The organism is Bacteroides acidifaciens (genome assembly GCF_903181435.1).
GTDB lineage: Bacteria > Bacteroidota > Bacteroidia > Bacteroidales > Bacteroidaceae > Bacteroides.
Window position 1 is genome coordinate 217,055 of record NZ_CAEUHO010000001.1, and the last position, 21,831, is coordinate 238,885.

Here is a 21,831-nt window from a genome sequence, read left to right on the forward strand (position 1 = left end):
CTGTATGTATAATGTGTGGCAGAATATTATCAATTCGTGGCAGTTGTGGAAGAAGAGAAAAAATGAATTGAAAATTAAAGCGTAAATATTTGATTTATAATAGTATAGTTTTTGTTATACGGTATAGGCGTTCGACGATTTTATAATCATTTAGTTGGAGTTGAAAAGAAGAAGTGATGGAGGAAATATTTGAAATAGAAGACTTAAGAGAGTTGGAAGAATTTTTGCAGTCCCAATCAGAAATAGAACAGTTGCGCGAACGTTTGTTTGCCGAGTTTCTGAAATATGCGGATTATAAAAATGCGGAAGAGTGGAATAAAGCCGTTCGCCTTTGTGAGAGTTTGGCTATTATCGGTTGGGGAAATCACGAAGCTCTTGAAGCATTGAGAGGACAATTCTTTAATGGAAATCCCACGACTTGTTTTCAAAATAAATTTGGAGAAACTCGTTTTGTTGATGCCGTTTGGTCGAGAAGAACCAACGGTTTTACTATGGAACAGGGGAGGACAAGCTACTGTTTCAGTCCTGACGATCCGGCTCAAAAACAATCTGTGTCTTGGGAATATGAGGTGAAAGAAGACATACAGGATATAAGTCTGGAAAGTCAAAGAAACTGGATTCCTAAAAATCCGGTTTGGATAAAGCGAATAATTAGTAATTGTTATGAAAACTCGAAGGCGGTGATCGAGAGTGTTGACAAAGAACTGCAATCGGAGCTGAATAGAAGGATGCGTCCTGAAAAATACGGGCGGGCTATTAATCAAATGATAATAAACTGTTCATATAGCTATTATGACCATGCACATTGTAAAACGAACTATGTCATTGCTGATGAAAAGTTGAAATTGAAACAAACAGATTTCTATCCGACACTGCTCACTATGTTTACCGAGCAAGAAATTGAGAAGAATGGATATTTCCTTCGCAATCGTTTTGAATTTGGACCATTCAAGGCAGATAGCGGAAAAATCAGAATCGGAATAAACCTAGAAAAAGAATTCAGCGAATTAAGTCATTCCGAACAGAAGTTAAAGCTAAGTGAATATATTCTGTTTGCTTTAAGCCACGTAACTGACAAGCTAAAAAAGAAGAAGCTGGATTATGACTTCGACTTGATGCTTGAAGATTTTAATTCAATACTAACCGAGTGGAAAGCATGAAAGATATAATAGAGTTATCTTATTATCATTTAATGGTAGACAACGAAAGTGGCGATCCGAAAGATTGGACGGAGTACAAACCTGATAATCAGTCATTGGAACTCTGCTTTGATGATATTATAATAACACGAAAGTAATCTTTTACATTAGTTTTATTTTGTAACAGATTCTCTTTTGTTATCTTTGCGTGTGAAGTCTCTCCTCAGCTGTGGAGTCTTTTGTGATGGTCGTTCGCGATATATTCAAGAGGAAAATCCTTGTCCGGGTATAACAAAATAAAGACTCATTGTGGATAAAACGGACATTTCAAAATACTAATTTAAAATCCTTAACACTATGCCGGATCTTGCAATAAACAATATCTTGAAGACAGAAATTACGCTTATTCAGAAAATGATACAAGAATATGGTCATCGGCAACTGCTTAAAAAAAATCAATATTTTTGTCGTGCTAACAGTCCCAACTCATTAATAGCCTATGTCGTGAAAGGTGGTTTGAAATACTGTTGTTATGATTATAAAGGAAAGGAACAAGTTCTGAGTTTTGCATTTGACGGTGAATTGATTGGTAGTTATCTGGCTTGGCAAACCGGTAACAGGTCTCTCTATGACATTCAGGCAATAGAAGCCTCCGAGCTTTTTTGTATTAACATCAAAGAACTTAGCGCTTTGCTTACTATTTCCGATTTTAAAATATCAGCGACACGTTTTGTAGAAGTCATTGCCTTTGAAATACTTCGTAAAACAGTCTCCATGCGTTGTCAATCTCCTGAACAGTGTTATCTACAATTGCTTTCACGTGTGCCGGATATATTGGAACGAACTACATTGCGTAATGTTGCCTCATACTTGGGCATCACTCCTGAAGCCCTAAGCCGAATGCGTACAAGAATGTTAAAAGATGATTAATTGGTAAAGCCTTGATTTTGGTCAAGCTTTTTTTGTTGTCTGCATTTTATCTTTGCGTTATCAATTATATAAATTCACTATGATGGAATCTATTAAATGCTCAGAGTTTCTGAAAAAGGCGAATGATATTGTTAAAGAAAGTGGATATGTGGAAGATAAGATAAATTGATTGAAATATTAAAAATGAGGAAGATTATTTTTATGGTATCTCAATTTTAGTTTACCAATAAATATAAAAAGTTATCAGTTATGAAAAAAGTTCTTGTGATGTTATTCATTGGCATTATCGTATCGAGTTGCCTGAATGAAGAAGAAAAAAAAATTGTGCCGGAAGGTAGTTATAAGTTGCCTTCAACTGTAACTCTTGGTAAAGTTCGTATGTACACATCCAAAGGGGAAGTTACTGATGAGGCGAAGATCAAGAAGTTCCTGTCAGGAATATCTAAGTCGGATTCACAATATGATCCTATGGATTATGCAGGGTTCTTTTCTTTTGATAGTTCCTCACGCCCTATTGGTGATGAAAATTATCTGGATATAACATTTCATCCGGATGAGGCTGTTGTACAGACAAACCTGCTGTCAGATTCTGGGATAGACCCTGATGCACCTTATGGCGCATCCGTATTTAAGTACAGTAATCTGTTTATAGTAAGTAAAGGGAAGTCGGCTATGGATGTACCCATAACGAGCATAACAGAATTTTTCGAAAGAGATAAGGTAAAGAAAATCAGTACAGAATCGCATTATGTGAACACTTCCATTAGCTACATGCCCGGCAGGATAAATTTTGCTTTATTAGAGCAGAACGGACAATTCGTTTTACCTTTCTTGACTTATGTGCACGGACGATATTTGCGGCATGATAACAAGAGCTACTATGTAGAATCAACGTGCAACATGCTTAATACGGACTTCCTGAACCATGTACCGGTCGGTGATACGATTGTTGTTCAGGAAAGTTGGGCAATTTTACAGAAGCAGTAAACTGGTTGCATGAACCAAATATATAAATGCTATGTGCATACATGATAGAGACTTTTGAATTTTGTTGCGGTTGCCCTGTGATAACCTTATTCTACATACGATTAAAATAACTCTCATTGCTCTCACTCTTTTGCTAATGCGTTTATTATCTGATGAATAAGTATGATAGATACTTTTAAAATCCGGTATCTATCATATTTTCTTCGTAAAAAACGCGTATCTATCATTCTTATTTTATTGCTTAATCCTTCATGGTATTGCCCCGCACATAAATTTTATGGCTGCCGCTCCCAATGGTATCCAGCACTCCTTCTTTCACCCAGCCGTTCAATTCATTCAGCGCTTTGTTCTTCAGTAGTCCCGTGAGTTGCGTATATTCCTTGCGTCGTATCATCGGTCGTTCATCCAGAAACTTCTCCAGCCTGCGCCGACGTTCTTCCACCGGAATTTTGGCGGAATGTGCAAATCCCGACTTCGCTTTTTCCACAAATCCGCGAACCTTCTTTCGGAAAGAAGATGATGGACGAAAATTTACATTATCGAAATAAATGGACTGTGCATGTATCTCTTTGGCATCCATCACCGGACGTGCTTTTAACTTGGCTGAAAAATATCCAAGGTTTCCCAACTGGACATGATGTCCGCTGACTAAATATTCGGATATTTTATTTTCAATAGCCAGCTGGACTCCTTGAATGTCTGCCGGCGTAAAACTGGAAGCCTGAGCAATCTCTTTTACAATTTGTTGAAAGTCGATGGTTCCGTTCGAAACGATGCGGGGATACAACGGCTGTTCGTCTTCGTCTTCTTTCGAAGACGGCTTTTTGCGAAAATCATACTTTGCGTACATGTCTTTTTAATTATGGGTTAATGTGGTTAAAATACCTTATAATAGGCATTTTAATTGTTGTTATGTAGCAAGATAACCTACAATTGCAGCCTGGATAATCAACTTGAATCAGCAGCTTTTCTTGGGCATACGTTCGTGGGCTGTAGAGCCCGCACCTGTAAACTGTACAGCCCGCAAATGTGAGCTGTACGGCACACATCTGCGGGCTGAAGTCTTACTGCCTGCAAAGATACATTATCCTGCCTTTATTCGCAAATTTAGTAAGTATTATTTTTATAAAATAAAGGCATGTAACGTATCAAATAAAGGCGGGGAAATTTGTCCGGACGAAGTACTTGTCGTACCTTTGCCTGACCGTAGTAAAGCTTTCCTTATCAGTAGAAAGAATAATAAAAAAAGATGAAAATAACATTAATCAGAGACGATGGCAAGGTAAATACCTTACGGACGTTGAAAATAGAGCTCCTTCTGGAGCAGATGAAAACGGAAGTCAAGGCACAGCCCGTCTCCAAAATGAGGGAAGCGTTGAGGTATACCCTTCCGGGAAATTCGATTGAAGAGGTGCGTAAAGTTCCTAAAATGATGCCTGCCGCAGCTTTTGTCCGTAAAGAAGGGGTGATGACCTTGAATGAATATAATGGTGTAGTGATGATGGAAGTCAATAATCTTTCGGGAAGGACGGAAGCCGACGAGGTAAAGGGACTGGTCAAAGAACTTCCGCAAACATTCCTTGCCTTCACCGGCTCCTCGGGCAAATCAGTAAAGATATGGGTGCGGTTCACCTATCCGGACGACCACTTGCCGGCTTCGCGCGAGCAGGCGGAGCTTTTCCATGCACATGCTTATCAAATGGCTGTGAAATATTATCAGCCGCAACTACCTTTTGATATTGAACTGAAAGAGCCGTCGCTCGAACAATATTGCCGGCTGACATACGATCCCGAACTTTATTTCAATCCGGAAGCGATGCCCATTTACATGAAGCAGCCCGTCAGCCTTCCGTCCGAAACGACTTTTATCAAACGAATGCGGGAAACCGATTCGCCTTTGCAGCGAATGGCGCCCGGGTATGAGAATTATGAAGCGTTGTCGGTACTTTTCTCAGCCGCATTCAATCGGGCACTCGATGAATTGGACGGGTATCGGGGAGAAGAAGATATGCAACCGTTGCTGGTATGTCTGGCAGGACATTGTTTTCGGGCGGGTATCCCCGAAGAAGATACCGTGCGGTGGACGAAGGCGCACTACAGGCTCCCTTCGGACGACTTGTTGATTCGCGAAACTGTGAAGAGCGTGTATCGTACCGCCAAAGGGTTCGGCAAGAAGAGCAGTCTGACGACCGAGCAACTTTTCGCTATGCAGATGGACGAATTTATGAAGCGTCGCTATGAATTCCGATATAATACGTTGACTACAGAAGTGGAATATCGTGAACGAAATAGTTTCAATTTCTATTTTCGTCCGGTAGACAAGAGGGTGTTAGCAAGTATCACGATGAATGCCATGTATGAAGGGGTGAAAATGTGGGACAGGGATGTTATCCGTTATCTGGATTCCGATCATGTACCTGTCTATCAGCCTGTAGAGGAGTTTTTGTATCACTTGCCCCGCTGGGACGGTAAGGACCGGATTTTGGAACTGGCTAACCGCGTTCCCTGTGATAATCCGCATTGGGCGCCGCTGTTCCGGCGATGGTTTCTAAGCATGATTGCCCATTGGAGGGGGATGGACAAGAAGCATGCGAACAGTACTTCGCCTTTGCTGATTGGCCCGCAGGCATACCGGAAATCAACTTTTTGCAGAATGCTTCTTCCGCCTGCTTTACAGGCTTATTATACGGACAGCATTGATTTCAGTCGGAAGCGGGATGCGGAGTTGTATCTGAATCGCTTTCTGCTTATCAATATGGATGAATTCGACCAGATTAGTCCTACTCAGCAAGCTTTTCTGAAACATATTCTGCAAAAGCCGGTAGTGAACACGCGTCGTCCGAATGCTTCGGCGGTGGAAGAGCTTCGCCGGTATGCTTCGTTCATTGCCACGAGCAATCATCGGGATTTGTTGACGGATACTTCCGGCAGCCGACGTTTCATTGGCATCTATATGACGGGGGCTATCGATGTGTCGCGTCCTATTGATTATGAACAACTTTATGCACAAGCGTTGGAACTGCTTTATCATAACGAACGTTATTGGTTTGACTCCGAAGAAGAAGCTATCATGACGGAAAACAACCGTGAGTTTGAACAATCACCTGCCATCGAACAACTGTTTATGGTTTATTATCGTGGGGCGGAAGAAGAGGAGGAAGGCGAATGGCTGCTGGCTATCGACATTTTGCGACGGATTCAGAAAGCGAGTAAAATGACATTCTCCGCCAGGCAGGCTTCTTATTTCGGGCGTATCTTGCAGCGGCTTGGGGTGAAATCCAAACGGAAGGCGTATGGTACGTATTATCACGTTGTTCCTTTGGAAGTGGAATAATCAAGTATGAGAGATACCCCATTTTTGATGGTCCAAGTATGATAGATATCGGTAATAATATTTATCTATCATCCTTATAGCCTTAACTATTAGTGATTTATGGAAAAGAATGAGAGTATGATACTTGTTTTTTACTCATAGAGAAGATATTGTTTTCTAATTTTCCTATAATCTTGCAATTCCTTTTGCCAGCTATTCCGGATAGTCTCTTCCGAATCCCCTCTGAGGATAGCTTTACGTACACTATCCGTGCCCAAAAGTAAATCAAACCACCGGGCACGGGAGAAGAAGGCTGCGCCTTCACCGGACAAACGGTAGAAATGCAGGAAGTAGCGAAGCGTAAATCCGTTCACGTCGTCCGCGTTCCGAAGGTCTTCTCCATAGCAAGCAACATTCTTGTGCATCGGATTTTTGTCAAAACCGGGGAGAGAGCGGGGAGTAAAGGTAAAATCTCCATATATCTTGTTGGGTGCCCCCAGTACTTGAAAAGGAAATGTAGTTCCCCGGCCTACGCTGACGCGGGTTGCTTCGAAAGGGCAAAGCGAGGCGTACAGACGGATGGACTGGTCATTCGGTAGATTGGGAGAGGGTTTTATGGGAAGTGAATAAGGTTCTCCGTGTTTCCATCCGGTCATTGGGATTATTTTTAATGGGCAAGGATTTTTCTTGTTGGCAATCCATCCTTCCCCATTTATCATTTGTGCCAGTTCGCCGATGGTGCATCCGTGAAGCACTGGAATAGGAAGCATGCCGACAAAACTTCGATAAGCCGGTTTGAGTATCGGCCCTTCTACGTAATCACATGGATTGGGACGGTCCAGTACAATCATCTCCTTGTTATTTTCTGCGCAGGCTTCCATCACATAATACATCGTACTGATATAAGTATAGAAGCGCGCTCCCACATCCTGAATATCAAATAAGATAACGTCGATGTCTTTTAGTTGGGCGGCAGTCGGCTTTTTGTTGTTGCCGTAAAGGGAAACGATGGGAACTCCGGTGCGCGAATCTTTTCCGTCTTTCACAGTCTCCCCTGCATCTGCATTTCCCCGGAATCCATGTTCGGGGGCAAATACTTTGATTACGTTGATGTTTTGTTTTAGCAGGGTATCGAGCAAGTGAGTCTGTTCCGTCCCGACAACAGAGGTGTGGTTTACAACCATTCCGACACGTTTCCCCCGGATAAACGGCAGGTATTGTTCGAAGCGTTCGGCACCTGTAGCAACTTTGCCGCTGACGCACTCGGGAAAGAGCGCGATAAATAGAAAACAAAGAATGAGGGAAGTTCTATTTCTCATGTCGGTGATTTTTTGTAATATTGCACAAAAATATTAATTTCTCATCAAGAGAGCAAAAAAACAAGCACATGAATCCATACGAAATCATTGACAAATATTATCCGGAAAATACAGAGCTGCGGCAGATTTTAGTAATACATAGCCTTTCTGTAGCTGGAAAAGCTATGAAAATACTGGATGCACATCACGAACTACGTTTAAACCGGAGTTTTGTGAAAGAAGCTGCCCTTCTGCATGATATTGGTATTTTCCTGACAGATGCTCCGGGCATTCAGTGCTTTGGAGAGAATCCTTATATTGCCCACGGATATTTGGGGGCTGAAATCTTGCGGGCTGAAGGGTTCCCGCAACACGCGCTGGTTTGCGAACGTCATACGGGAGCAGGTCTTTCCTTACATGAGATTATTGACCGGCAACTTCCCATTCCTCATCGTGAGATGTTGCCTGTCACTATGGAAGAACAACTGATTTGTTTTGCCGACAAGTTCTTTTCTAAAACCCGTTTGGATGAAGAGAAGACGGTGGAGAAGGCACGGCAAAGCATTGCTAAATATGGTGAAGAGGGATTAAGCCGCTTTGACAGATGGTGTTCTCTGTTTTTATAGCACTAAAAAATAATTAAATAACGAAGTTTCTGGCTCATAATTGGTGAAGTTTGTGTACTTTTGCCACTTCAAGCGTAAACTATTAGTTAATGGCGCCATTGAAAGCAAAAATACTTATATCATTAATACTGCTGATTGTCTTACTGATGCTTCCCGATGAGGCTACGTCTCAGCGTCGAAGAAGAGGAATGATTGCCTCCAATACTGCACAAAAGGACTCCCAGCAAGGGAAAGATTCTTTGAAGGCGGATACGGTTACGGTACGCATTGATTCCGTTGCACCCGTTCAGAAGAAGCAACCGCTCGATGCACCGGTTGTATATGAATCCAACGACTCCACCGTATTTACTTTGGGCGGGTCTGCTACGCTTTATGGTAGCGGAAAGGTCAATTATCAGAATATCGAATTGGCTGCCGAGGTCATTTCGATGAATCTGGACAGCAGTACTGTTCATGCCTACGGTATCAAAGACTCCACCGGTGTGGAAAAAGGCAAACCGGTATTTAAGGAGGGGGATACTTCTTATGATACGGAAACTATCCGTTATAATTTCAAGACCAAGAAAGCAGGAATCACGGACATCGTCACCCAACAGGGAGAAGGATACGTGACCGGTAGCAAGGCTAAGAAAGGCGCGAATGATGAAATCTTTATGGAGCATGGACGTTATACGACTTGCGACCACCATGATCATCCTCATTTTTATATGCAATTGACGCGTGCGAAAGTACGTCCTAAAAAGAATGTGGTAACAGGACCCGCCTATCTGGTAGTGGAAGACGTCCCTTTGCCATTGGCTGTTCCGTTCTTCTTCTTCCCGTTTTCCAGCAGTTATTCTTCCGGTTTCATTATGCCGACTTATATGGACGACTCCAGCCGTGGTTTCGGTTTGGCCGAAGGGGGATATTACTTTGCCATCAGTGATATAATGGACTTGAAGATGACGGGCGATATCTTTACGAAAGGTTCATGGAGACTTTCCGGATTGACAAACTATAATAAGCGCTATAAATACTCCGGTACGCTGCAAGCGGATTATCAGGTCACCAAGACAGGGGATAAAGGGATGCCGGACTATGCAGTTGCTAAGGACTTCAAGGTGGTTTGGAATCATCGTCAGGATGCCAAGGCCAGCCCGAACAGCACTTTCTCTGCCAGTGTGAACTTCTCAACCAGTAGTTATGAACGTTCTAATATCAACAACCTTTATAATTCCCAGTTGTTGACTCAAAATACTAAAACATCAAGTATCAGTTACTCGCGAAGTTTCCCGGATATCGGTCTGACGCTGTCTGGAACGACCAATATAGCCCAGACAATGCGTGACTCTTCGATTGCGGTGACATTGCCCGACCTTAATATTACATTAAGCCGTCTGTTCCCGTTCAAGCGTAAGAAAGCGGCTGGTGCCGAACGTTGGTATGAGAAGATTTCCCTTAGCTATACCGGACGTCTGACGAATAGTATCCGTACGAAAGACGACCGCCTGTTCAAAGCCGGACTGAGTGAGTGGGAGAATGCGATGAATCATAATATTCCTATCAGTGCTACTTTTACGCTGTTCAAATATTTGCAGGTTTCACCTTCGGTTAATTATACGGAACGCTGGTACACTCGTAAGATTAACAAACAATACAATGAAGATACTCACAGATTGGAAGCTTTGCCGGGTGATTCGCTCAATGGCTTTTATCGTGTATCCAACTATTCGGCAAGCTTGAGTTTGAGTACGAAGTTATATGGTATGTATAAACCGCTTTTTGCAAAGAAGAAGGAGATACAGATCCGTCATGTATTCACCCCGCAGGTTAGTTTAAGCGGTGCACCCGGGTTCAGTAAGTACTGGGAAGAATATACTGATTATAACGGCAATACACAATATTACTCTCCTTTCACCGAACAGCCTTATGGTGTACCTTCGCGTGAAGGATCGGGAACGGTTAGTTTCTCTATTTCCAATAACTTGGAGATGAAGTATTATGACGCGAAGAAAGATACGCTTAAGAAAGTGAGCCTGATTGATGAATTGGGCGCAAGTATGTCTTACAATATGGCTGCAAAGGAACGGCCGTGGAGTGATTTGAGCATGAACTTGCGTCTGAAACTGACTAAGAACTATACTTTCAACATGAACGCGTCGTTTGCTACATATGCTTATACGTTCGATAAGAATGGTAATGTGGTGACCGGTAATCGTACGGAATGGTCGTATGGACGTTTCGGACGTTTCCAAGGCTATGGCTCTTCTTTCAATTATACCTTCAATAATGATACATGGAAGAAGTGGTTTGGTCCGAAAGAGGATGAGCAAGGTAAGGATAAAAAGAAAGGGGATGGTGAGGATGATGATGCGGAAGGAACCGATGGAGAAGATGGAACTGTAACCAAGAAAGTGGAAAAGGCGCAAGCAGACCCGGATGGTTATCAGGTATTTAAAATGCCTTGGTCATTGAGTCTTAGTTATTCGTTCAATATCCGCGAGGACAGGACGAAACCTATTAACCGTCATTCTATGAGATATCCTTATACGTATACTCATAATATCAATGCGAACGGAAATGTGAAGATTTCCAATAATTGGTCGCTGTCTTTCAACTCCGGTTATGACTTCCAGGCAAAGGAGATTACGCAGACTTCCTGCACTATCTCCCGTGACTTGCACTGTTTCAACCTGTCTGCCAGCCTTTCACCTTTCGGACGCTGGAAGTACTACAATGTTACGATTCGTGCGAATGCAAGTATTCTGCAAGACTTGAAATATGAGCAGAGAAGTCAGACACAAAGTAATATTCAGTGGTACTAGGATAAATTGAGAATTAAAAATTGAGAAATAGCTGCGCAATCATTTCTTAGTATGAAGTGACAGCGCAGCTATTTCTCAATTCTCAATTTACCAATTACCAAGTGATTTCCGTTTCTCCGTGTGCTTTCAGATAATCGTTTGCCCGGCTGAAATGTTTGTTTCCAAAGAAGCCGTTGTAGGCGGAAAGGGGAGAAGGATGGGCAGAAGTAAGCACCAGGTGTTTGTTGCGGTCGATAAATGCTCCTTTCTTTTGGGCATATGAGCCCCACAGGATAAATACCAGGTTTTCTTTTTCTTCTGCCAAAGAGCGGATGGCAGCATCGGTGAATGCTTCCCAACCACGGTTTTGGTGTGAGCCTGCTTGATGGGCGCGTACGGTCAAGGTGGCGTTGAGTAACAATACTCCTTGTTCCGCCCAGCGTGTCAGGTTTCCTGTTGTGGGGGCATCAGTGCCTATATCTGCTTTTATTTCTTTGAAGATGTTTACCAATGAAGGGGGGAAGGGGACTCCGTCATTCACAGAGAAACAGAGACCGTGTGCTTGTCCCGGCCCGTGGTAAGGATCTTGTCCGATGATTACAACTTTCACTTTGTCGAAGGGGCAAAGATTGAAAGCATTGAATATCAGTCTTCCCGGTGGAAATATCTGATATTGGCTATATTCGCTTTTGACGAAATCGGTCAGTGTGCGAAAGTAGTCTTTGTCGAATTCAGGTGCCAGATGTGTCTTCCAGCTTTCTTCAATCTGTACGTTCATAGTAATTATATAAGATGTATTTCAAGTTCTTCACATTCCTTGCGCATATCTTCGGGCCAGATACTGGCTTGTATTTCTCCAATATGTGCTTTGCGCAGGTAGAACATACACAAGCGGGATTGTCCGATACCACCGCCGATAGATAATGGAAGGGTGTCGTTCATCAGTCGCTTATGGAAATAAAGTTCCAGTCGTTTCTCTTCTTTCTCTTCTTTCAACTGACGTTGAAGGGCTTCTTTGTCTACACGGATACCCATGGATGACAGTTCAATGGAGCGTTGCAGTACATCGTCCCACAGCAACAGGTCACCGTTCAGTCCGGGCAAGTCGTTGAGTCCTTTGGATGTGTAGTCATCGTAGTCCGGTGCACGTCCGTCATGTTTCTTGCCGTCGCTTAGTTTGCAACCGATACCTATAATAAATACGGCTCCGTATTTTTTGCAGATAGCATGTTCGCGGCATTTAGGTTCCAGGTCGGGATAGAGCTGGCGTAGCTCTTCCGAATGAATAAAGTGTAGCTTCTGTGGCAAGCATGGCTTGATTTGAGGATACATTTCATATACCATATATTCCGTGCGGATCATGGCTGCATAGATGCGGTTTACGATTTCCTTCAGGAAGTTTATGTTTCTGTCTTCGTTGGTAATGACACGTTCCCAGTCCCATTGGTCTACATAGAGGGAGTGGAGATTGCCCAGTTCTTCATCGGAGCGGATGGCGTTCATATCTGTATAAATGCCATAACCGGGTTCGATATGGTAATCGGCTAATGTCAGTCTTTTCCATTTAGCCAATGAATGAACTACTTCTGCTTGTGCGTCGCCCAGGTCTTTGATAGGGAAAGAAACAGGGCGTTCTATTCCATTCAAGTCATCATTGATACCCATTCCTTTCAACACAAACAGGGGGGCAGTCACACGTCGGAGACGCAATTCGGATGATAAGTTTAACTGGAAGAACTCTTTTATTTGTTTGATTCCCAGCTCGGTCTGTTTGAGGTCGAGTAGCGGGTTATAGTTCTTAGGCTTTATCAAGTAACTCATAGGTTTGTTGAATGTTAATTGTCGGCAAAGATAGGAATAAAATTGATATATGTAATGGATATTCTCTAAAAGATTGTCAAATTGATAAAGTAAATGCTCTAAAGCATTTCAAAATAATAGAGCTTGGGCAAGGGGAAGTGACATAAGAAGTATAAAAAAAGAAGAAACATTAGGAAAATGAGAAGTTTTTTTATACTTTTGCCATCGCATTTGAAAAGAATGGCTCCGTAGCTTAGTGAATAGAGCGTCAGATTCCGGTTCTGAAGGTCGTGCGTTTGAATCGCACCGGGGTCACATTAGAAAACCGCAATTACTTTATTAGTAAGTATTGCGGTTTTTACTTTATGTATTGTTTGATACTTCTCTAATATCCGTAGAAAGTATAAACAGTGATTTATTTTTCTTTAGTGGAAGAGGTGCAAATTAATTTTTTGTTAGTGATTTCCGGATTATATGTATCATAATACTTCCAATCCCTTTCAAGTCTTTTAGCTACATCTATTTCTTCTGTAAAGTAGAGATATTCATTGTTTGCAACATCAAGAATGCTATAAGTCAGAATTTCCTTTTCTTTTCCTTCCTTGTCTTCATATTGGCTTTTGGTTAATAATATCTTATACTTACCGTCTTCCCGAACACCATACTCTTTGTTCTTTTCAAGAATATAAGTACCGGTGACATTCGTCTCATCATTAGCTACCATTTCTACAAAAATAGGTTTTGGATCTCCTGTTTCCGAAGCCTCTTTTGAATCATCACTACAAGAGAATAACAGAACAACGAATAATAATTTGAGTAATTTCATATTTGTATTTTATAGGTTTTATATTTTTTCTTTATCTACTATGTTAAGCTTGATTTATTTATCAAGCCTACAAATGTACAACTTTTGCATTATATATCAACAGTAATACATTAAATAAAATAGTTTTAGATTGTTGGTATATAACTTAATAATAAAGTAGACGATTGGTGAGTTTTTGGTATTGCATTGTTTGAGTTTCAATATGCGAGTTCTTACTTTACTTGCATAAATTGGTCTAATTTGAATGATAAGTTGTTTTGAATAGCTGGGTTTCCGTAGAAAATGATAACTTTGTGGATGAGGGTAGGTGAATGGATGCTGATTGAAAATCTATGTTTATGACCTTGTGGAAGTAGGCATTTGATGATAATTATATTAATCCCCTAATTGGAGTCAGTATCATGGAAGAAGCAGGAAAGAAGAAATGGGCTAGTGTCGTGCTAGTTGTTGGAGCTATCGGCTTTATCATTATGAAGCTTGAGAATTATAGCTTGGACATAGACTGAAATCGGTTCTATGCCCAAGCTTGTTTTTTTGAGGTTCTTAGCTTCTTGAAACTTGGAGTCCTTTTTCGGAAAGCGTCATTTCTACGAAGCGGGCACGAGGATTGGGAGCATGCTCCGTCAGTATCCGGCGGATTTGTCCTGCGGCTTGCGGGTCTTTGGCTACCATGTATAAGTAACCGCCGCCACCTGCTCCGGGAAGTTTGTATCCTAATGTATAATCCTTAATCATCTCGATAATAGCCGCTACTGCCGGTGGATTCGTACCGCAGTCCAATGCTTGGTTTTGTATCCAGGTTTTACCTACCAAATTGGCGAAACTACTGAAATTGCTGCGAAGAATAGCTTCGCTCATATCCATGGCGTGTGCTTTCATTTCGGCCAATAAGCTTAGATGTGCTCCTGAATTGAGGAACATGGAACTGACAATTTCGGCTAATATACCTTTGGCTGTACGGGTGATTCCCGTATAGTATAGCAAGTGGCAGTCGCGATAATCAGGATGAACAAAGAGCTGGTCGGGTAACCACCGTACTAACGGTTTCTGCTCGAAACCTGCTTCGGATTGGAGCAGTTTGACACCAGAGAATACACCACCGTATTGGTCTTGCCAACCGCCGCCTGTGGTCAGGAGTTGTTCCAGTACTAATGTGTAACTGCAAATATCATTCTTGTCCCAGGCCAGTCCGCAGAAATCATTGATAGCTCCGAGAACGGTGGATGCCAAGATAGAACTAGTCCCTAAGCCGGAACCTGCCGGGATGGCAGCCAATAGTGTAATTTCTATTCCTGAGCCGAAAGCTTTCAAATGTTCTTCCAATGAGGCGTAAGCTTCAGCGGAGAACACCGGTGCAAAGCCTGCCAAGCTAAGCGCTGCTTTAGGAATGGAGAACGGAGAACCGACTTTCTTATAGTCTTGCAGTTCTTCATAGTCTCTGATAATCTCCATTGCGCCCATGTCGATAGAGCGGAGTACGATGTGATATTCTTTGCAGGGTTTTACATATACCTGTAATGGTGGCTGCCCGTTCAATTCGATGGCAAGATTAACGACACTTCCACCTGAATAAAGAGAGTAGGGCGGAGTATCCGTCCATCCTCCGGCCACATCAATCCGCACGGGACTGCGTCCCCATACGATTTGGTCGGAATAGACGCTGAGTACAGGATGGTTTTTACGCTCCGGCATAACTCCCAGCAAACCGTCGCGAAGCAGTTGGAAAGCTGCCTGTTCTTCCTTTTGATAAGCATCTTCTCCACGCAACTTCATAATCCGTGCACGAAGCATGCGGTTGTGTATCCGAACCATTGGTGCGGCATCCTCTTTCAGTGTGTCGGGAGTATTTAAGTCCAAACGTACAAATTCATGGGCAGCATCCTGCAAATCGAGTTGGTAGAACACGCTCTTTTCATAGTTGGCTGCCAATCCTTTCCAGTTCTCCTTGCGGAAACTGCTGCGCTGTGCATAAAGGCGTTTAAGATTAGCACCTGCAGAAATTTCATCAGCCGAAACTTTTTCCGCTTTTAGCCAAAGTTCTTTTCCTTTTTCCACTTGGGGTTCTGATATCATCCAGCGTACTAATATCCCCAGTTCTTCTATTGAAGCAGCTTTAGGGAAAATGGAAGCGGCCTGCAAATCGTCCGTGCGACCTTTGATGTCGTCCCATGTAATTCCTCTTTCTTCCATCCATTGAGGGAACGGGATATTGAGATAAGTAGTCGTTACTTTTTCCAACGCTCCTTTGAATACATCATCCAATCCATATGGGCGGGCTACGAAATCGTGTTCACCGACAGGAATAATATCCACACAGATACCATCCGGCAGACAGACGTCCCAATGATTCTCCGGTACTCCAGTAATGATTTGCCGGGAACCCAGTTTCCAGCCTTTTCCTATATGGCTGTTCTCAATCCAAAGGTTGGCATTATCGGCAGAAAGAGAAATCTGCGTGATGGAATTCTGAATAAAAATAGCCGGATTGGGTTTTACTTTCCGGTGCATGATTTTTCTTTGGTCGCGTACCTTATCCTGGATAGACAATGTGGAAGAAATCAGTTCACGGCTTGTGCCATAGTGATAGAATTCTCCACCGGGTAAAGGTAATATGGCTACGGACAGTTGGTTGATTTCTTTATCTTCTGTCTTGGGATGCTCTCCCAGGGCCAGTCCGTAGTCCGAATATAAATCATAATAATTAATATCGTTCGTTCCTTCTTCTAACGAGCGCTTCATCAATACTTCCACGGCACGGTCACTCAGAATCCATATGCCGATGTCCATCAAGAAAAGATGTGTTTTGGATAAGCTCTCCAATTCTTCAAGCGAAGGTTTCTGCAACATGAAGTCGAGAACTTCCGGACTCTTCCGGTCGGATACAAATACACCATGGTGTGTTGCCAGTGATGGGTTCACCCAAAGACCATAGCACACGACATCTACATTGGGAATGTCTTGCAACGGCTTTTCCGAACGGATATACACATCTCCGCTGGCTATCAGCGTGTTCAGCCCGGCAGGAGCTTGTTTCATGATTCTTTCGTATAGCGGAAGCTGCAATGACAGAAGGTTCTGCCCCAACTTCTGTCCCCGTTCCCAACTGAAAATGGGAATGGGAGTTAATATCTTACCGGAAGGCCCGTAGCTTGGCAGACGGCGGCTTTGTCCGCCCGCATGAAGCAATATTCTCTTCTCGCGTCCTATCCAGTTGCTAAAGGTATCCTGAGGTGCGAATTCCTGATGGCAGGCTTGTAACAGCCAGGTAGTTCCACCGCCGGAACCCAGTTTGCTTCCAATAGGGTCTGACGTACAAAACCAGTCGGCGTGATTCACTTCTTCCAGTTCGTGAAAACACTGGATTAAGTTAGGGGGTAAGGATAATAACTTTTGCATAGTAGAATCGGTATTATAAAGATAAACGTATTAATGAATAAAACGGATGTTTATATGTTCAGGTTGTCCCAGGCTTCACTAAGTGCTTGCATGGAAGGGAACAATAAATCGGCTCCCGCATCCAGTAAAAACTGTCCGTCCAGCGGTCCTGTGTTTACAGCAATCGTGAAGATGCCCGCTTTGTGTCCGGCTTCCACTCCCAACGGAGCGTTTTCTATGACAACGGCTTCGTTTGCGTTCAATCCGCCTTTTTTTAGTGCCATCAGATAAGGTTCCGGGTGTGGCTTTCCGTATTTTACATCGAAAGCCGTAACCATCAATTCTTTTTTGAACATGCCCGGAAAGTTGTGCTCCAATCGCTCGAGCAGCGATAACTGTCCCGAACCGGTCACTACCATAGGAACCAGTCCTTCACTCTTTATTTTTTGTAATAACTCCCATGCACCGGGCATACGTTCCGCTTCCGCATACGAATTGAACAGGACACTTTTCTCCTGATAGATACTTTCTATTTCTTCCTGGGTAGCTTCTCTGCCCTGTTCACGTTGGAACACGATGTTGATAGTAGCAGCTCCCGTCCGTCCTTCGTGCATATACGCTTCTTCGCGGCTGAGGGTGAGCCCGTGAGATTTCATTACTTTATGCCAGGCTTCGGAATGGTAGGGCATAGAGTTGAAAAGTACACCGTCCATGTCGAACAAGACGGCTTTCAGTTTCTTTTTCATACTTGGTACGTCGTAGAATCTTTTTTCGTAATACTTATTTTTCTATTATCATTTTCTTCAGTTCGGGCAGGGTGATGACTACATCATAATGATTGCCCGATTTCGTTCCGATATATCTGTAAGCTACGCTTTTATCATTGTTGATACAGGTTTTCAAGAATACCTGAGTTGCCGGGTCGGACTGTGCAGCCAAATTTGCAACAATTCCTTTCTTTACTTCTTCCGCATTTGCTTCAATCTGACTGATGGGACATGCGTCTTCATCTACTTTGCAGATATAAACAACCGATTCATCACTAAGTTCGATTTTTTCTATAAGAATTTCCTCACTTGCCTGCATCGGGAATTGCAGATTTGCCATTTTCAGTTGTGCCTCAAGTTTGGCCCGCTCGCTTTGTGATGGGTCTGATTCTGCTTTGAGAACTTCTTTCACTTCCTCGGGAGTGAGTTCGCAGACTGCCTCTGCGCCGGAGTCTTTCCCTACAAACTTCATTTGAAGTCCTGCGTTACATTCGGCTACCAGTTTAAGCATCTCTTTGACATCCTTCGCCGGATTCCGGAACATAATCTTGATAGACTCTTTCATGCTTTCGGGGTTGTCCTTCAAGATGGCTATATCGGTAATACTTTCATTCATGTTGAGCGTGTACACCACATTGCTCCCGTCATAGGTGATGCTGGTAATCGTACCGACTTCTCCCATATCCATTGGGCATTGTTTGTTTGCAATAGCAACTACTGCTTTGAGTTTACTTTCCTGGCAACTGCTGATTGATACCATCAATAATAGCAAGCTACATAGTAACACGAATCCGTAGGATTTCTTTTGTAGATTTTGTTTCATTCTATTCTTTTTTTAAGTTGAGTCGTTTTAAATTATCCCCATATGCGAGGCAAAGATAACGATAAAAAATGAGAGATGGAGTAGAATGGCAAGATAGTTGTAAACAAGGCTATTGTGTGATTAACTACACAAATGTTTGCTGTTTAGAAGATTATGTGTATTTTTGTAACGTTATAAACTCGACGATAGCATGAAAAAGAGAGTATTATTGTTGCTACCATTGTTTTTAGGCGCTTGTTCCAATAGTGGGGAAAGTCCTGTGATTAAGATCGAAAAGCTATATGTGAAGGCTGAATCAGATAGTGATGGTGCAAAAGAAGAAGACTATGCCAATAAAATGGATGAGTTGCCGGCTTTGAAAGTGGGAGACGAGGTAAAGGCTCTTTTACTTTTGGATGGGAATGGTGCCGAATTGAAAACTTTTAAGCTTCAGAAAGATAACGATGAGGCATTAGACACCAAACTCGTATATCAGAAGACCGAAGTATCTACCGAAGGAAATCTGACGGATGAAGAGAATGGGCAACTTCGTTTTAAAGATGGTGTGACGCAGACCAGAATCATGGTGCGGGCCACTATTGCACACGTGGATAAGAACGGTGATGTAAGACTGGAATTTTATCTTTCCTCTAAGGCTGAATGTGAAGGAGCGCAAGAAGAAATCGGCTTAAAAACAAAGGTCGATGATGAAAAAGAAGAATAAAGGTGACGGAAAAGAATAAAAACAACTTCGGCACAGGATATATAAAAAAGAAGCGGTTTACAGAAAACCGCTTCTTTTTTATATATAGACTTTATTCTATTACAATTTAGCACGAATCGCTTTAGACTCTTCTTCATAGCCCGGTTTGTCAAGCAAGGCAAACATATTTTTCTTGTATGCTTCTACACCCGGTTGGTTGAACGGATTCACGCCCAGCAGATAACCGCTGATGCCGCAAGCCTTTTCAAAGAAATACAGCAAACCACCGATATTATATTCGCTCAATGAAGGAAGAACGATACGCATATTAGGTACGCCACCGTCAACGTGAGCCAACTGAGTACCGAGTTCCGCCATCTTGTTCACTTCGTCCACACGTTTGCCGGCTAAGAAATTCAGGCCGTCCAGGTTTGCTTCGTCAGAAGGAACTTCCAGTTTATGGTCTACCTTATCCAGTGAGATAACAGTTTCGAAGATAGAGCGTTCACCTTCCTGAATCCATTGTCCCATAGAATGAAGGTCAGTAGAGAAGTCTACTGATGCGGGGAAAATACCCTTGTTGTCCTTACCTTCTGATTCTCCGTATAGCTGTTTCCACCATTCGCTTACATAATGCAGTTTCGGGCAGAAGTTGACGAGGATTTCGATTTTCTTTCCGTTTCTGTACAGTTCGTTACGGGTAGCAGCGTAGATAGCAGCAGGGTTTTCGGCAAACGGAACGTCTGCGCCACATGCCTTTTCCATGTCGGCAGCACCGGCAACCAATTGCTCAATGTCGAATCCGGCAACGGCAATCGGCAGCAAACCAACCGGAGTCAGAACAGAGAAGCGTCCGCCTACGTTATCGGGGATGATGAATGTTTTGTATCCTTCCTTGTCGGCAGTAACACGTGCAGCACCTTTTTTGGCATCTGTAACGGCTACGATAACCTGTTTGGCAGTTTCCTTACCACGTTGGTCTTCGCATTGTTTTTTCAACAGACGGAACGCAAGTGCAGTTTCGGTTGTCGTTCCTGATTTGGAGATATTGATAACACCGAACTTCTTGTCTTTCAGATATTCGGTGAGTTCATACAGATAATCTTCGCTGATGTTGTGTCCGGCATAAATCATGACAGGAGCCGTTTTCTTGTCCTGCAACCAAATGAAGCTGTTAGATAAAGCCTCGATTACAGCTCGTGCACCCAGGTAGCTACCACCGATACCGGCAATGATTACTACTTCGCAGTTGTCTCTCAAAACTTTTGCAGTAGCGTTCAAGTCAGCCAAATGTTCTTTGCTGATAGAAGACGGCAAGTGCAGCCAACCTAAGAAGTCGTTGCCTTTTCCGGTTCCTTTTTCCAGCATTTCCTGTGCGGCTTTTACCTCTGCGTCGTAGGCAGAAACCTTTTCTTTGGAGATAAATCCAAAAGTTTTTTCAATGTTCAAGCTAATCATATCTTTCTTGTTTAAAGGTTATCTAAAAGAATCAGTTAGTAATTTAATCTCAATCATAGGCGAGATGCGTTCGTACAAGATATTGTATACAGCATCCAGTATCGGCATATTGACATGATGATGCTTGTTGATTTCCTTGATACATTTCGTACCGTAGTAACCTTCGGCAATCATTTCCATTTCAATCTGTGCGCTCTTTACGGAATATCCTTTGCCTATCATCGAACCGAATGTCCGGTTACGGCTGAAGTTGGAGTATCCCGTCACCAGCAAGTCTCCGAGATAAACAGATTCATCTACGTTTCTGTTCAACGGGTGCACCGTATTCAGGAAACGGTTCATCTCCTGGATAGCGTTGGAAATCAGTACGGCTTGGAAGTTGTCGCCGTATTTCAGTCCGCTGCAAATGCCGGCGGCGATAGCATACACGTTTTTGAGTACCGAACTATATTCGATACCTGATACGTCGTCACTAACAGATGTTTTGATAAAACTGCTTCCCAGCCGGCGCGCAAATATGCGTGCTTTGTCTTTGTCCGGGCAGGCAATGGTCAGATAAGAAAGGCGTTCCAAGGCTACTTCTTCTGCATGGCAGGGACCTGCCAGTACAGCTATGTTTTCGGGAGGAACACCGTATTCCTTGGTGAAGTATTCTGATACGATAACGTTGTCGTCGGGTACGATTCCTTTGATAGCGGTGATGATGAACTTATCCTTTATCTTGGTTTTCAGCTTTTTCAGGTGAGCTTTCAGATAAGGGGAAGGAGTGACGAAAATCAGCGTATCTGATTCTTTCACAACATCGTTGATGTTGGAACTGAAACAGATACGCTTTGTATCGAATTTCACTCCTGTCAGATAAGCCGGATTGTGCCCCAATCTCTTGAAATCGGCGATGCGGTCATCGCGTCGCATATACCAATTGATAGAGTCTTCTTGAGCCAGACACATCTTTGCAATAGCTGTGGCCCAACTTCCACCGCCCATTATCGCTATCTTACCGGGTAATTTCATTTGTATGGAT

At 42.9% G+C, this 21,831-nt stretch carries 17 protein-coding genes, 1 tRNA gene and 1 pseudogene; 9 read left to right on the plus strand and 10 right to left on the minus strand.

Annotation, left to right across the window (positions count from 1 at the left end):
- Positions 1–176 precede the first annotated feature (176 nt).
- The 4 genes from CLIN57ABFB40_RS00890 (at position 177) to CLIN57ABFB40_RS00905 (ending at position 3,056) form a co-directional block, all read left to right on the plus strand.
- Positions 177–1,160 carry a hypothetical protein gene (locus CLIN57ABFB40_RS00890; protein ID WP_175628482.1) on the plus strand — a complete coding sequence of 328 codons (984 nt, stop codon included), beginning with the start codon at positions 177–179 and terminating at the stop codon, positions 1,158–1,160.
- A complete protein-coding gene (locus CLIN57ABFB40_RS00895; RefSeq protein WP_175628349.1) occupies positions 1,157–1,297 on the plus strand; it encodes a hypothetical protein in 141 nt (46 codons plus the stop codon). Before CLIN57ABFB40_RS00890 ends, CLIN57ABFB40_RS00895 begins: the two co-directional genes overlap by 4 nt.
- 199 nt (positions 1,298–1,496) lie before the next feature.
- Complete coding sequence (locus CLIN57ABFB40_RS00900; protein WP_175628483.1) at positions 1,497–2,069, plus strand: Crp/Fnr family transcriptional regulator; 573 nt, start codon at positions 1,497–1,499, stop codon at positions 2,067–2,069.
- Positions 2,070–2,318: 249 nt separating this feature from the next.
- Positions 2,319–3,056 (plus strand): hypothetical protein, encoded by a 738-nt coding sequence (locus tag CLIN57ABFB40_RS00905; protein WP_175628484.1) that lies wholly within the window; start codon positions 2,319–2,321, stop codon positions 3,054–3,056.
- Between the two features lie 241 nt (positions 3,057–3,297).
- On the opposite strand, the gene CLIN57ABFB40_RS00910 is transcribed toward CLIN57ABFB40_RS00905, so the two are convergent.
- On the minus strand, positions 3,298–3,906 hold the full coding sequence (locus CLIN57ABFB40_RS00910) for an HU family DNA-binding protein (RefSeq protein ID WP_175628485.1): 609 nt from the start codon (positions 3,904–3,906) through the stop codon (positions 3,298–3,300).
- A gap of 399 nt (positions 3,907–4,305) precedes the next feature.
- On the opposite strand from CLIN57ABFB40_RS00910, the gene CLIN57ABFB40_RS00915 reads away from it, so the two are divergent.
- A complete protein-coding gene (locus CLIN57ABFB40_RS00915) occupies positions 4,306–6,390 on the plus strand; it encodes a BT4734/BF3469 family protein (protein WP_175628486.1) in 2,085 nt (694 codons plus the stop codon).
- Between the two features lie 131 nt (positions 6,391–6,521).
- Here CLIN57ABFB40_RS00915 and CLIN57ABFB40_RS00920 read toward each other — a convergent pair whose 3' ends face one another.
- On the minus strand, positions 6,522–7,688 hold the full coding sequence (locus CLIN57ABFB40_RS00920) for an exo-beta-N-acetylmuramidase NamZ domain-containing protein (protein ID WP_175628487.1): 1,167 nt from the start codon (positions 7,686–7,688) through the stop codon (positions 6,522–6,524).
- Positions 7,689–7,756: 68 nt separating this feature from the next.
- Here CLIN57ABFB40_RS00920 and CLIN57ABFB40_RS00925 point away from each other — a divergent pair, with 68 nt between their 5' ends.
- Both CLIN57ABFB40_RS00925 and CLIN57ABFB40_RS00930 read left to right on the plus strand, forming a co-directional pair.
- Positions 7,757–8,293: an HDIG domain-containing metalloprotein gene (locus CLIN57ABFB40_RS00925; protein ID WP_175628488.1), complete on the plus strand. Its 537-nt coding sequence runs from the start codon at positions 7,757–7,759 to the stop codon at positions 8,291–8,293.
- A gap of 89 nt (positions 8,294–8,382) precedes the next feature.
- On the plus strand, positions 8,383–11,097 hold the full coding sequence (locus CLIN57ABFB40_RS00930) for a putative LPS assembly protein LptD (protein ID WP_175628489.1): 2,715 nt from the start codon (positions 8,383–8,385) through the stop codon (positions 11,095–11,097).
- A gap of 94 nt (positions 11,098–11,191) precedes the next feature.
- Here the strand turns inward: CLIN57ABFB40_RS00930 and ung are convergent, their stop codons facing one another.
- Positions 11,192–11,854, minus strand: coding sequence for a uracil-DNA glycosylase (gene ung / locus CLIN57ABFB40_RS00935; protein WP_175628490.1), 663 nt, complete (start codon positions 11,852–11,854; stop codon positions 11,192–11,194).
- 5 nt (positions 11,855–11,859) lie between these two features.
- Positions 11,860–12,897 carry an aspartate--ammonia ligase gene (gene asnA / locus CLIN57ABFB40_RS00940; protein ID WP_175628491.1) on the minus strand — a complete coding sequence of 346 codons (1,038 nt, stop codon included), beginning with the start codon at positions 12,895–12,897 and terminating at the stop codon, positions 11,860–11,862.
- 221 nt (positions 12,898–13,118) lie between these two features.
- Between asnA and CLIN57ABFB40_RS00945 the strand changes: the two genes are divergently transcribed.
- Positions 13,119–13,191 (plus strand) — tRNA-Arg (locus tag CLIN57ABFB40_RS00945).
- 100 nt (positions 13,192–13,291) lie between these two features.
- On the opposite strand, the gene CLIN57ABFB40_RS00950 is transcribed toward CLIN57ABFB40_RS00945, so the two are convergent.
- The 4 genes and pseudogenes from CLIN57ABFB40_RS00950 to CLIN57ABFB40_RS00965 form a co-directional block, all read right to left on the minus strand.
- Entirely contained in the window at positions 13,292–13,702 is a 411-nt protein-coding gene (locus tag CLIN57ABFB40_RS00950) for a hypothetical protein (protein WP_175628492.1), read from the minus strand.
- 543 nt (positions 13,703–14,245) lie between these two features.
- Positions 14,246–17,101, minus strand: a pseudogene (locus tag CLIN57ABFB40_RS00955) (bifunctional fucokinase/fucose-1-phosphate guanylyltransferase); the annotation flags it as partial.
- A gap of 47 nt (positions 17,102–17,148) precedes the next feature.
- On the minus strand, positions 17,149–17,823 hold the full coding sequence (locus CLIN57ABFB40_RS00960; protein ID WP_175628494.1) for an HAD family hydrolase: 675 nt from the start codon (positions 17,821–17,823) through the stop codon (positions 17,149–17,151).
- Positions 17,824–17,857: 34 nt separating this feature from the next.
- A complete protein-coding gene (locus CLIN57ABFB40_RS00965; RefSeq protein WP_175628495.1) occupies positions 17,858–18,667 on the minus strand; it encodes a hypothetical protein in 810 nt (269 codons plus the stop codon).
- A gap of 190 nt (positions 18,668–18,857) precedes the next feature.
- Here CLIN57ABFB40_RS00965 and CLIN57ABFB40_RS00970 point away from each other — a divergent pair, with 190 nt between their 5' ends.
- Positions 18,858–19,370, plus strand: a complete 513-nt coding sequence (locus tag CLIN57ABFB40_RS00970) for a DUF5035 domain-containing protein (RefSeq protein ID WP_175628496.1) — start codon at positions 18,858–18,860, stop codon at positions 19,368–19,370.
- Positions 19,371–19,469: 99 nt separating this feature from the next.
- Here the strand turns inward: CLIN57ABFB40_RS00970 and CLIN57ABFB40_RS00975 are convergent, their stop codons facing one another.
- Positions 19,470–20,807: a glucose-6-phosphate isomerase gene (locus CLIN57ABFB40_RS00975; protein ID WP_175628497.1), complete on the minus strand. Its 1,338-nt coding sequence runs from the start codon at positions 20,805–20,807 to the stop codon at positions 19,470–19,472.
- A gap of 18 nt (positions 20,808–20,825) precedes the next feature.
- Positions 20,826–21,821 (minus strand): NAD(P)H-dependent glycerol-3-phosphate dehydrogenase, encoded by a 996-nt coding sequence (locus CLIN57ABFB40_RS00980; RefSeq protein WP_175628498.1) that lies wholly within the window; start codon positions 21,819–21,821, stop codon positions 20,826–20,828.
- Between the last annotated feature and the right edge of the window lie 10 nt (positions 21,822–21,831).